The sequence below is a fragment of the Pseudomonas sp. Irchel s3h14 genome, from assembly GCF_900187425.1.
Classification (GTDB): Bacteria; Pseudomonadota; Gammaproteobacteria; order Pseudomonadales; family Pseudomonadaceae; genus Aquipseudomonas.
In genome coordinates, this window is sequence record NZ_FYDJ01000009.1 from 21,789 (window position 1) to 33,949 (window position 12,161).

General features: G+C 58.1%; 8 protein-coding genes and 3 pseudogenes. 8 read left to right on the plus strand and 3 right to left on the minus strand.

The genetic code is table 11. From position 1 onward, the window contains the following. Positions 1–88: 88 nt before the first annotated feature. A complete protein-coding gene (locus CKW16_RS18255; RefSeq protein WP_095129576.1) occupies positions 89–976 on the plus strand; it encodes an alpha/beta fold hydrolase in 888 nt (295 codons plus the stop codon). Positions 977–1,096: 120 nt separating this feature from the next. Here the strand turns inward: CKW16_RS18255 and CKW16_RS18260 are convergent. Then, positions 1,097–1,732: pseudogene (locus CKW16_RS18260) on the minus strand (transposase); the annotation flags it as partial. A gap of 61 nt (positions 1,733–1,793) precedes the next feature. Next, positions 1,794–2,669: a LysR substrate-binding domain-containing protein gene (locus CKW16_RS18265; RefSeq protein WP_095129577.1), complete on the minus strand. Its 876-nt coding sequence runs from the start codon at positions 2,667–2,669 to the stop codon at positions 1,794–1,796. A 144-nt stretch (positions 2,670–2,813) separates the two neighbouring features. Between CKW16_RS18265 and CKW16_RS18270 the strand changes: the two genes are divergently transcribed. Together CKW16_RS18270 and CKW16_RS18275 are read left to right on the plus strand one after the other, a co-directional pair. Further along, complete coding sequence (locus CKW16_RS18270) at positions 2,814–3,164, plus strand: RidA family protein (protein WP_095129578.1); 351 nt, start codon at positions 2,814–2,816, stop codon at positions 3,162–3,164. Between the two features lie 45 nt (positions 3,165–3,209). Next, on the plus strand, positions 3,210–4,601 hold the full coding sequence (locus CKW16_RS18275; RefSeq protein ID WP_095129579.1) for an FAD-dependent oxidoreductase: 1,392 nt from the start codon (positions 3,210–3,212) through the stop codon (positions 4,599–4,601). A gap of 108 nt (positions 4,602–4,709) precedes the next feature. On the opposite strand, the pseudogene CKW16_RS18280 reads toward CKW16_RS18275, so the two are convergent. Continuing rightward, a pseudogene (locus tag CKW16_RS18280) lies at positions 4,710–5,252 on the minus strand (FAD-dependent oxidoreductase); the annotation flags it as partial. Positions 5,253–5,737: 485 nt separating this feature from the next. Here CKW16_RS18280 and CKW16_RS18285 point away from each other — a divergent pair. The 5 genes and pseudogenes from CKW16_RS18285 to CKW16_RS32890 all read left to right on the plus strand — a co-directional run. After that, positions 5,738–6,904 (plus strand): 2-aminoethylphosphonate--pyruvate transaminase, encoded by a 1,167-nt coding sequence (locus tag CKW16_RS18285; protein WP_095129580.1) that lies wholly within the window; start codon positions 5,738–5,740, stop codon positions 6,902–6,904. Positions 6,905–7,177: 273 nt separating this feature from the next. After that, a complete protein-coding gene (locus tag CKW16_RS18290) occupies positions 7,178–8,521 on the plus strand; it encodes an MFS transporter (RefSeq protein ID WP_095129581.1) in 1,344 nt (447 codons plus the stop codon). 39 nt (positions 8,522–8,560) lie between these two features. Next, positions 8,561–9,388, plus strand: coding sequence for a phosphonoacetaldehyde hydrolase (phnX, locus tag CKW16_RS18295; protein WP_095129582.1), 828 nt, complete (start codon positions 8,561–8,563; stop codon positions 9,386–9,388). A 75-nt stretch (positions 9,389–9,463) separates the two neighbouring features. After that, positions 9,464–10,984: an aldehyde dehydrogenase family protein gene (locus CKW16_RS18300; RefSeq protein WP_095129583.1), complete on the plus strand. Its 1,521-nt coding sequence runs from the start codon at positions 9,464–9,466 to the stop codon at positions 10,982–10,984. 146 nt (positions 10,985–11,130) lie between these two features. Then, a pseudogene (locus tag CKW16_RS32890) lies at positions 11,131–12,156 on the plus strand (cache domain-containing protein); the annotation flags it as partial. Positions 12,157–12,161: the final 5 nt, after the last annotated feature.

Sequence of the window (12,161 nt, forward strand, 5' to 3'; positions counted from 1 at the left end):
ATGCACTTATCTGATCAAGGAAGAAACGACATTGAAAATAGCTTTTGGCGCCCTGTTTTGACCTGGCTGACGACTCTCGCGCTCGCTAATGATTGGCGATGATGCGGTGTTCGTCGGGGCTTCTGCCGTTCGTGACGCGCCGCCCGCTGCTGGCAAGCATCCATTGTTGGTGCTCTCCCACGGGTACAGGGGTAACTGGAGCAACCAGATCTGGCTTGCCAGTGCTCTGGCTCATAGGGGTTACATCGTCGCCGCAATCAATCACCCTGGCATCACCACTCATGACCGTCGCCCTCAAGCAGCGGCGCAGTTATGGCAGCGGCCCGTTGATGTGCGCCAAGCCATTGATAGGGTCACGACTCAACCTGAAAAATTCGGCTTGGTCGCCAATGACCGAATTGCAGTGGTGGGCCATTCACTCGGCGGCTGGACCGCCCTGGAGATCGCCGGTGCTCGCTTCGATCCAGACCGCTTCGCCCATGACTGCAAAGCACACACGCAGTTAGCAAGTTGCACCGTCTATGGAAAGATAAATCCTGCAAGCACCTCAAAATCGAAGGCCGCGTTGGCCGCCGATTTGCGCGATAAACGCGTCACTGCTGTGGTTACCTTGGACCTGGGCTTTTCACGGGGCCTGACCGATGAAAGCCTGGACGCGCTGCCGGTACCAGCGCTGGTGATCGCTGCCGGCGTACCGTCGCGCGAGCTTCCCTCTGAGTTGGAGTCTGCCAACCTGGCCAAACGCCTGCCTGCGGCGTCAAGCCGTTACGTCGAAATCAGCGACGCAAGCCACTTCAGCTTCTTGTCGTTGTGCAAACCTGGCGCGGAAGTAATGCTCGAAGAGGAAGTACCAGGCGATGGCATCATTTGTCGGGATGGCGACAGCGCTCGTCCGCGTGGAGTGATTCAACAGCAGATTACATCGCTGATAGCAGAGTTTCTTCAGTCATCTATCTACAAAGAAGACAGTTTGTAAAATCGTGGTACGAGAACTGCCGCAGCTCAACAAAAAAACCGTTGGAGCAGTTTCAGCGCCCGCGCAATCTGTCAGAACGGTTGGCCAGGGATGAGCGCTATGGGTCGGAAGCGGTCCGTCGAAGGTAGTGATGCCGGCTTGCTCGCAAGCAAGGATTTCCAGACCTTTGTAATAGCCTCGGTCGGCCACCACCGTTAGCGATTCAGCCTCGATTTCTTCACGCGCCTGGTTCGCCATATTGCTCAGTTGCCCACGATCATTGCCAACGTTGGTCACCTCATGGGCAATGATCAGATGGTGTTTGTCATCGACAGCTGTTTGTACGCTGTAACCAACCGTTCCGGTGCCTCGGCGACTTCAAGCGTTGCCCGATCCGCCGAATCCATCGCCGCCAGATATCGATCAATGCTCTGCTCGATCTGCTGCATGCGTGCCTTCACCTTGCCCTGAGTGAAGTTGCGGTTGCGACAAAGCACCACAAATTGCCGGCAGACACTGCGAATAGCCTTGCCGTTGTCCTTGCGAAAGTCGGCGATGGTTTTGAAATCTGGAGCCAAACGCCCCGTCAGCCACATCAACTCGATGTTCGGCATCACGCTCAAGCCGGCCGCTGGAGTGAATCCGATTGAGGTAGCCGTAGATATAGATCTTCAGCAACACCGCTGGGTGGTAGGCCGGACGACCCGTTGCGGCAGGATCGACGCCCTCAAAACCAAGTGCTCGCTTCATGATCGCCCCCGCTACGATCTCGACGATCAGAAGATTAGACAATTGCAGGTGTTTTCACACAGCCTGGATCGAGATTGAACGGAGAACTTCACTCAACCAACCCTTCTCGAACGATCTCAAAAAAGGTCGTCAGGATTCGCCGCGAGCTCTGCGCCCGTAGACACACCAAGGTCTCGGTAAAGCACCGCTGACAGTCGCTGATCGGCAATCCGCGAAGCCGGGAATCGGAGCCCAACTCGGCCGCTGAGACAACACCGACGCCCATACCGATCGCCACGGCTTCGCGTGCTGCCTCACGTCCCTCCACTTCGATCGCCTTGCGGATGCGCAGGCCTGCCGCTGCCATCTCCTCTTCGAGGGATAGCCGCGTGACCGAGCCCTGTTCGCGCAAGATCAGCGGTGTGTTGTCCAGATCAGCCAGGCAAATGGAGGTTCGTTGAGCCCAGGGATGGTCATGGGCGACGAAGGCGAGCATGGGATCACTGCGCAGGTGCAGCGTCAGCAGACGGTCGTCTTCGATGTGCCGCCCCAGCAGTGCAATGTCTGCCTGGTGCCCGAACAACCGCTGCAGGACCTCATCGGTATTGGCCGTTTCAATCTTCACGTCGACACCGGGGTAACGGCTGCAGAAGCGAGCGACATAGGGCAGTACGTGCACTGGCGCATCCACGGCGAGATTCAGGGTCCCGGTCGACAGGGTTCGATAGTCCATCAGCATGTCGTGGGCATCGACGCTGATATCGAACAGTCGTTGGGTCAGGCCGAACAATCGCTCGCCCACTTCCGTCAGGCGCACCAGACGCTTGTCGCGATAGAACACCATCACGCCGTAGTAATCCTCGAGCTTGCGCACCTGGTCGGACACCGCTGGCTGGGACAGGCAGAGCTGCTCGGCTGCCCGGGTGAAGCTGCCATTCATGGCCACGGCGTGGAATGCCTTGAGTTGCGTATGGGAAATCGCCATTGGAGACCTTGCTATAGATTCAGCTTATTCATGCATTCGATAAATCGATTTTATTTATGAAAGATGAACTGCAAGCATGGTTTTCGCAAGTCCTCTGACCGCTGTCTGAACAGCGGTGCCGCTGGCATTGACCTGGAGTGCTCTATGAAAATTGAACGTTTCGCCGCGATAAAACGCCGTTCGGACATGGTCCGGTACGACAACCACCTCTACATCGGTGGCCAGGTTGCCACCGACCTCAGTGGCGATATCGAGGCGCAGACCCATGAGGTGCTCGCGGGTATCGAGCAGCTTTTGCTCAGTGCCGGCAGCGACCGTACCCGGGTGCTATCGGTGCGCATCTTGCTGGCCCATCGCGAAGACTATGAAGGGCTGAACAGGGTCTGGGATGAATTTTTTCCCGCAGGCCATGCCCCCACGCGGGCGTGCACCCTCGCGCAGTTGATCGATCCCGGTTGGCGCGTGGAAATGATTGTGGTCGCCGCGTGCGCCTGATTACGTCCTGACTCTTGCCTCGAACCGATCAACGGAGATGACCCCATGCGACCTTACTGGCTCGACCAAGCCCTGAAGAACCAACCCGTCACACCTTGCCCGCCGCTACAGCAGGACACCCGCGCCGATGTCTGCATCGTTGGTGGCGGTTACACAGGCTTGTGGACCGCGATCATGATCAAGGAACAGAACCCCGAACTGGACGTGGTCATCGTCGAAGCCGACATTTGCGGTGCCGGCGCCAGCGGGCGCAACGGCGGCTGCGCGCTGTCCTGGTCGGCCAAGTACTTCACCCTGGAGCGCTTATTCGGCGTCGAAGAGGCGGTACGCCTGGTCAAGGAATCGGAGCAGAGCATTTACGCCATCGGCGACTTTTGCGAAAAGTACGCGGTGGATGCCGATTACCGTCTCGATGGCACGCTCTACACTGCGACTAACCGCGCCCAAGTGGGTTCGACCGACGGGGTGATAGCGGCATTGGAGCGCAATGGCATCAACTCTTTCTCCAAATACGCGCTAGCTGACGTGCAGCGTATGGCGGGTTCGACCCGGCACATTGAAGGCTGGTTTTCGCCAGCGGCTGCCAGTGTGCAGCCAGGCAAGCTGGTCCGCGGTCTGCGTCGGGTCGCGCTGGAACTGGGCGTGCGAATCTTTGAAGGCTCACCGATGACCGGCCTGGAACAAGGGCTGCCGGCCACCATCAAGACGCCCGGCGGGCAAGTGGTCGCCAATCACGTGGTGCTGGCGATCAACGCCTGGATGGCGCGGTCATTTCCAGAATTCGAGCGTTCAGTGGCCATCGTCTCCAGCGATATGATCATCACTGAGCCGCGACCTGATCTGCTCGAGCGAATCGGCCTGACCAGCGGGGTCACCGTACTCGACTCGCGGATCTTCGTGCACTACTACCACAACACCCCGGACGGCCGGATCATGCTCGGCAAAGGTGGCAACACCTTTGCCTACGGCGGACGCATTCTGCCGGTATTCGACCAACCTTCACCTTACGCAGGGTTGCTGCGTAACACCCTGACGGAGTTCTTTCCGGAGTTTGCCGATGTCGGCATTGCCGCCACTTGGAACGGTCCGTCCGATCGCTCGGTTACCGGGCTGCCTTTCTTCGGCCGTATGGGCGCAAGGGGCAATATCTTCTATGGTTTCGGCTATTCCGGCAGCGGCGTCGGCCCCTGTCATATGGGAGGACAGATCCTGTCATCGCTGGTCTTGGGCCTGGACAACCCCTGGACACGCTCGCCGCTGCTGCAAGGCCCACTCGGCCATTTCCCACCGGAGCCTATTCGCTACCTGGGTTCACTAATGGTGCGCAACGCCGTTCGCCGCAAGGAGCAAGCTGAAGACCACAACCAACGGCCACGTCGACTGGACGTGCGTCTGGCAAAATTCGCCGCGGCTGCCGGAAAGGCTGACAAGGGGTAACGCCTCGATCAAGCAGCGAAATTTTTACGTTTGCCAACAAAAAAACGCCTGGCTATTGGCCGGGCGGTTTTTTTTCAACACTGTCAGGATTAGCTTATACGTTCTCGCTCACTGGTGAACCGGCGCTGGATCGCCATGCTCTGCTGGCTCCGGCGTATCACTGCCGTAACGGGAAATATCGAGGCCTTCGGCGCTGAGCTGCGGTTTTCTCTTGGCCATCAAGTCAGCCAGCAAGCGGTCGGAGCCACAGGCCATGGTCCAGCCGAGCGTGCCATGACCGGTGTTCAGGAACAGGTTCTTGAACGGTGTGGCACCGACAATCGGCGTGCCGTCCGGAGTGGTCGAGCGCAGGCCGGTCCAGAAGCTGGCTTCGGCCAGATTGCCGCCCTGAGGATAAAGGTCGTTGACGATCTTCTCCAGGGTTTCGCGCCGACGCGGGTTCAGCGACAGGTCAAAACCGGCTATTTCAGCCATGCCACCGACGCGGATGCGGTTGTCGAAACGGGTAATCGCGACCTTGTAGGTCTCGTCGAGAATGGTCGAAGTCGGGGCCATCGCCGGGTTGGTGATCGGCACGGTCAGGGAGTAACCCTTGAGCGGATACACCGGCGCCTTGATCCCCAGCGGCTTGAGCAGTTGCGGCGAGTAGCTGCTGCGACAATTCTCGGCATAAGCGCTTTTAACGAAGGCATATCCCCTGCTCACACCATCACCGAGACCCAAAAACAGGCAGGACAGCACCGGGCGCAACCGCCTGTGGATCTTACAAAACATTTTGGGCGGATCGCCTTTTCCGAGCAGGAAGAAAAGGTCGAGCTGTCGACCACACCCTGTACCGAAGCGTCGGGAATCCAGGTGTGAAGATTATTTTTCCGCGACGGCATCGAATCGCGAACGGCTACTTGGGCAAGTACGTAAATCCAAGAGCTGCATCGTCATGGGAAGAGATTTGAACCAACAGAATCCAAATTGAACGCACCAGACAGATCGGGGCTGATTTACAGCGGCGATGAAATCTCACTTATAAGCTCAGCTTGTATTTGTAATGTGATAAATCGATTTCAGTTATTTCTGCGCAAGTGTTTTTATCAATCCGTGCATCACTCCTCATAAAAACAACACCGCCGGAGAAGATCATGACCACCGCTGAATTCCCGACCACCCAACCGCTGGCAACCCCTGCCTTGGGCGAGCCCTACCTGTTGACCCCAGGCCCGCTGACCACCTCCAAAGCCACCAAGGAAGCCATGTTGCGCGATTGGGGCTCATGGGACGGTGCCTTCAACCAGGTCACTGCTGAAGTTCGCCAGAAATTGCTCAGCATGGCCGGCGTACAGGATGACAGCTTCGCCTGCGTGCCATTGCAAGGTAGCGGCAGCTACTCAGTAGAGGCCGCATTGGCCACCGCCATCCCGCGTGACGGTAAAGCCCTGGTGCTAATGAACGGCGCCTACGGTCAGCGCGCCACCAAGACCCTGGAATACCTCGGTCGTGCCTTCATTACCCTGGACAAAGGCGATTACCTGCCTCCGCAGCCGGAGGAAGTGGATGCCCTGCTCAAGGCCAACCCGGACATCACCAATGTCTTCGTCGTCCATTGCGAAACCAGCTCCGGCATCCTCAACCCGCTGCGTGAAATCGCCGATGTCGTGAAGGCCCACGGCAAGAGCCTGATTATCGACGCCATGAGTTCCTTCGGCGCCGTGCCGTTGACTGTGAATGAAATAGCCTTTGACGTGGTGGTGTCATCCGCCAACAAATGCATCGAGGGCATTCCAGGCTTTGGTTTCGTGATCATCCGCCGCTCTGTCATTGAAGCCGCCAAAGGCCGCGCCAACTCGCTGTCCCTCGATCTCTTCGAACAGTGGGCCTACATGGAGCGCACCGGTCAATGGCGCTTCACACCGCCGACCCACAGTGTGGTGGCCTTCCACAAGGCGTTGGAACAGCACAGCGCCGAAGGCGGCGTGCATGGCCGGTTGGCGCGCTACACACGCAACCGCGACGTACTGGTCGCTGGTATGCGCGAGTTGGGCTTCAGGACACTGTTGGAAGACCGTTGGCTGTCGCCGATCATCACCACGTTCTTCAGCCCTGAACATCCCAATTTTGATTTCACGCGCTTCTACGAAGAACTCAAGGCCCGTCAGTTCATCATCTACCCGGGCAAGCTGACCGTTGCTGAGAGTTTCCGTATTGGCTGCATCGGCCAGATCGACGAATACATCGTCCACCAATTGCTCCGCGCTATCGCAGACAGTCTCGTCGCCATGGACGTGGACATGCTCAAGCCCGCAGCCTGATCGACCCCTTTTAGGTTTCTGCCGATTCGAGCACTGGTGCAATGGGTAGCGCCTTTGGGCAGAGATCTTTTTTAAACCATGGATTCGGTGACGTATCGCTCGGCAGCGCCGGGCAGGAGTCAGCGACCGCCGTCATTTATATCTTGAAGCCTGATGCCATTCTCACGGCCATCTGATCGATGTCGTGCGCCTGGACAGACTTGTGCACCGAAAACAAAAACAAAAACCGACCTCATTTGCGCTGTCTGGCACCTCACACGGGATCAGTACACCATGAACAAGAACACCACAAGTCCTCTCGCAACCGGCTGGAAATCTCTCCAGCGTTGGCGCGTGCAAGTTTTTCTCATCACCTGGGTGGCTTATGCCGCCTTCTACTTCACCCGCAAGGCGTTTTCTGTTGCCAAACTGGGTATTGGCGAAGATCCAAGCTTCATGCTCGAAAAGGCCATGATGGCCAATCTCGACGCCCTCTACTTGGCCGCTTATGCCGTGGGCCAGTTCCTCTGGGGTAATTTCGCCGACCGCTTCGGACCAAGGGTCGTGGTACTTAGCGGCCTGGTCATCTCAGCGCTGGCGGCGCTGCTCATGGGGACCTACGCCACCTTACCGATTTTCGTCTCCTGCATGCTGGTACAGGGTCTCGCTCAATCCACCGGTTGGTCAGGCCTGTGCAAGAATATCGGGAGCTTCTTCAGCACTGGCGAACGTGGCCGCGTAATGGGTTACTGGTGCACCTGCTACGCGTTCGGCGGACTAGTGGCAACGCCATTTGCAGGTTGGTGGGCCTATCAGGTCTTCCACGACTGGCGCATGTCGTTCATCAGCAGTGCTGTGGTGGTACTGGTGGTAGCAGTGCTGTTCTTTTTCCTGCAACGCAACCGGCCGGAGGACGTAGGTCTGCCTCCTGTCGAGATCGAGATCGAACCCGTCAGCAACGTCGTGGTGCCGCGCGAAAGTATGTGGGCTGGCTTGCGCGCCGTGATGAAAAATCGAACCGTGCTGGTTCTCGGCCTTGCCTATTTCATGCTTAAGCCCGCGCGCTATGCAATTCTCCTGTGGGGCCCAGTAATCATCTACGAACGGATGCCTGAGATCGGCAAAGTCGCATCTGCCATCGTACCCACCGCCTTCGAATTGGCGGGCCTGGTGGGCCCGATCCTTATCGGTATCGCATCAGATAAGTACTTCGGCGCTCGTCGGATGCCGGCCTGTGTCCTTAGCTTGGTTGTCCTCACCATCTGCCTAGGGTTGTTTGTCCCTGCGATGCAGAGCGGCAGTCTTTATATGGTGGTCGGCCTGCTGTTCATGATGGGCCTGACCCTCTACGGGCCGGATTCGATGCTGAGCGGCTCGGCTGCCATTGATTTCGGTAGCAAGGACGGAGCGGCCTCCGCGGCAGGCTTCGTCAACGGCTGCGGTTCGGTAGGTGCCATTCTTGGTGGCTTGCTGCCCGGCTACTTCGACACCACCACCATATTCCTGGTGTTCACTGCCTCAGCGCTTCTAGCCAGTCTGATACTGGTGCCCTTCTGGAACAGCCGCCCGAAAACAATCGAAAGCAAGGCGCTTGCTTCGACTCCGGTGCAACCGGTCATTGTCGGCACCAATTCCTGAATTCGAACTAACCAATTATCCATCACTGGAGCAATCACCATGCATTACAAACAACCTTCTCAACTGCAAGCTGTGGTCCTCGACTGGGCGGGCACCGTCGTTGACTTCGGCTCTTTCGCACCCACTCAGATCTTCGTGGAAGCCTTCGGCGAATTCGGCGTTGCCGTCTCTTTGGAAGAAGCACGTGGTCCCATGGGCATGGGCAAGTGGGATCACATCCGCACGCTGTGCAACGAGCCACAGATTGCCGCACGCTACCAGGCCGCCTTCGGTCGCCTGCCAACGGATGATGATGTCACCGCCCTCTACGAGCGCTTCATGCCGTTGCAGATCGAAAAGATCGCCCTGCACTCGGCGTTGATTCCCGGTGCTCTCGATACTATCAACGGCTTACGCGACAAGGGTCTGAAAATCGGCTCCTGCTCGGGTTATCCGGCCGTGGTCATGGAAAAAGTCGTAGAGCTGGCGCGTAAGAACGGCTACGTCACCGACCACGTTGTTGCCACCGACGAAGTGCCCAACGGTCGTCCGCATCCCGCACAGGCCTTGGCCAATGTAATCGCTCTGGGGATCAGCGACGTCGCGGCTTGCGTCAAGGTCGACGACACCTGGCCGGGCATCCTCGAAGGCCGCAGCGCGGGCATGTGGACGGTCGCACTGACCTGCTCCGGCAACGCACTGGGTCTGACCTATGAGGAATTCAAAGACTTGTCCCTGGAGGAGTTGGCCGAAGAACGCACACGCATCATCAAGATGTTCGAAGGCTCTCGCCCGCACTACCTGATCGACACCATCGTCGAGTTGCCGGCAGTCATCGAAGACATCAATGCGCGCCTGGCACGCGGAGAAACCCCACAGGGTTCCTGACCCTGCACGGCTTGTGTCACTGACAGTGGCCGTCCCACGGACGGTCACAACCCAAAACAACAAGAGATTCCGACCATGAACTACGCCCACCCAGGCACTCCCGGCGCCATCGTTTCCTTCAAGTCCCGTTATGGCAACTACATCGGCGGTGAGTTCGTCGCACCGGTCAACGGTCAGTACTTCACCACCACCTCGCCCGTGAATGGCCAACCGATTGCCGAATTTCCCCGCTCCAGCGCCGAAGACATTGACAAGGCGCTGGACGCTGCCCATGCGGCGGCCGATGCCTGGGGCAAAACTTCAGTGCAGGACCGCTCTTTGGCGCTGCTGAAAATCGCCGACCGCATCGAGCAAAACCTCGAACTGTTGGCCGTCACCGAAACCTGGGACAACGGCAAAGCCGTGCGTGAAACCCTTAACGCCGATATCCCGCTGGCCGTGGACCATTTCCGCTACTACGCCGGTTGCATCCGTGCACAGGAAGGTAGCTCCGCTGAAATCAATGAACACACCGCGGCGTATCACTTCCATGAACCGCTGGGCGTGGTCGGGCAGATCATCCCGTGGAACTTCCCGATCCTGATGGCCGCCTGGAAACTCGCCCCGGCCCTGGCGGCTGGTAACTGCGTGGTGCTCAAACCTGCCGAACAAACCCCGCTGGGCATTACCGTGCTGATGGAGCTGATCGGCGACCTGCTGCCACCGGGCGTGCTGAACGTGGTGCAAGGTTTCGGCAAAGAAGCCGGCGAAGCCCTGGCCACCAGCAAACGCATCGCCAAGATCGCCTTCACCGGCTCGACCCCGGTCGGCTCGCACATCATGAAATGCGCTGCCGAAAACATCATTCCGTCCACCGTGGAGCTGGGTGGCAAGTCGCCGAACATCTTCTTCGCCGACATCATGCAAGCCGAAGAAACCTTCATCGAAAAAGCCGCCGAAGGCCTGGTGCTGGCGTTCTTCAACCAGGGCGAAGTCTGCACCTGCCCGTCCCGCGCCTTGGTGCAAGAGTCGATCTATGACGACTTCATGAAAGTCGTGATGAAGAAAGTGCTGTCGATCAAACGTGGCGACCCGCTGGACACCAACACCATGGTCGGCGCCCAGGCGTCCGAGCAGCAATTCGACAAAATCCTTTCGTACCTGGAAATCGCCAAAGGCGAAGGCGCCGAGCTGCTGACCGGCGGCAAAGTGGAGAAACTCGAGGGCAACCTAGCGACCGGGTATTACATCCAGCCGACCCTGCTCAAGGGCACCAACAAAATGCGCGTGTTCCAGGAAGAAATCTTTGGCCCGGTGGTGAGCATCACCACCTTCAAAGACGAAGCCGAAGCCCTGGCCATCGCCAACGACACCGAGTTCGGCCTGGGTGCCGGCCTCTGGACCCGCGACATCAACCGCGCTTATCGCATGGGTCGCGCCATCAAGGCCGGCCGGGTGTGGACCAATTGCTACCACCTGTACCCGGCGCACGCCGCGTTCGGCGGTTACAAAAAATCCGGCGTCGGTCGTGAAACCCACAAAATGATGCTCGATCACTATCAGCAGACCAAAAACCTGCTGGTGAGCTACGACATCAATCCATTGGGCTTCTTCTAACCCGGCGCGATACCGCGTAACGGCTATCGCGGGCAAGCCTCGCTCCTACAGGAGCATGGCTTGCCCGCGATGGCGTCCTCAATGACACACCGAACATTCAAGGACTGGATGCTCTGCTCCCCTTGATCGATCCTTTGGAGCCCTCAATGAAAATCCGTTACAAGGTAAGCCTTGTGGCTGCTTGTGTGCTGTTCGTGACGACCAGTCTCCTGTCGCTGGTCCAGGTAGAGCAGATACGTACGATTTTGCGTCACCAGGTTGAGGCGAGCATTTCCGAATCGAGCAATGCGGTCGCACGCCAGATCGAAAACTGGCTAAACGGCAAACTTCGTCTGATGGATTTGGCATCCCAGGCGATCGACCGCCAGTACAGCCCGCAAGCGACCCAACGAATCTTCGATTCGCCCATTCTGAAAGACGAATTCAAGCTGGTATTCGGCGCCCTTGAGTCTGATGGAAAACCCATCAAGAACACCGCGTCCTGGAATCCCAAACCTGACTATGACGGTCGCGCCCGCCCTTGGTACGTAACCGGCAAGGCAGGTGGCCAAGCAGTTTTAACCGAACCTTACAAGGACTCCACCACCGGTGAAATTCTGATCTCGGCTGTCGCCCGGATCAGCGATGCGGGTCAGTTGCTCGGGGTGTTTGGCGGTGACATCCGTTTGACTGCGGTTGCCGATGCCATCAATACGCTGGATTTCGGTGGGGCCGGTTATGCCTTTCTGCTGAGCAAGAGTGGCAACATCATTTCCCACCCGGACGCTGAACTGAACGGCAAGCCCTACAGCCAGCTTTTCGCAGGAAGCGCCCTACCGCTCAACAGTCAGCTTCAAGAAGTCAGTAGCGATGGAAAGTCCCTCCTGGTGTCCTTCATCCCACTCACCGATCTCAAGGGCATGGATTGGTACATTGGTGTGGTGCTCGATCAGGACATCGTCATGGCCGCAGCCCATATCCTGAGCTGGCGAGCCGTCATCGGTACTGGCCTGGGCGTATTGCTTAGCCTGTTGGTGTTGGGGCTGCTGGTCAGACGGCTACTGCGCCCCCTGGATCAACTCAAGGAATCGTTGGCAGACATCAATCGCGGAGAAGGCGACCTGACCCGCCAATTACCCGTGGTCGGCAATGATGAAATTGCACTGGTCGCCGGTGAGTTCAACCAGTTCCTGCAGAA

Excerpts from the sequence above, each read along its gene's own strand:
- CKW16_RS18265 (WP_095129577.1), bottom strand. The coding sequence starts at position 2,669 with ATGGCGATTTCCCATACGCAACTCAAGGCATTCCACGCCGTGGCCATG.
- CKW16_RS18275 (WP_095129579.1), top strand. The coding sequence starts at position 3,210 with ATGCGACCTTACTGGCTCGACCAAGCCCTGAAGAACCAACCCGTCACA.
- phnX (WP_095129582.1), top strand. The coding sequence starts at position 8,561 with ATGCATTACAAACAACCTTCTCAACTGCAAGCTGTGGTCCTCGACTGG.
- CKW16_RS18270 (WP_095129578.1), top strand. The coding sequence starts at position 2,814 with ATGAAAATTGAACGTTTCGCCGCGATAAAACGCCGTTCGGACATGGTC.
- CKW16_RS18285 (WP_095129580.1), top strand. The coding sequence starts at position 5,738 with ATGACCACCGCTGAATTCCCGACCACCCAACCGCTGGCAACCCCTGCC.
- CKW16_RS18300 (WP_095129583.1), top strand. The coding sequence starts at position 9,464 with ATGAACTACGCCCACCCAGGCACTCCCGGCGCCATCGTTTCCTTCAAG.
- CKW16_RS18290 (WP_095129581.1), top strand. The coding sequence starts at position 7,178 with ATGAACAAGAACACCACAAGTCCTCTCGCAACCGGCTGGAAATCTCTC.
- CKW16_RS18255 (WP_095129576.1), top strand. The coding sequence starts at position 89 with ATGATTGGCGATGATGCGGTGTTCGTCGGGGCTTCTGCCGTTCGTGAC.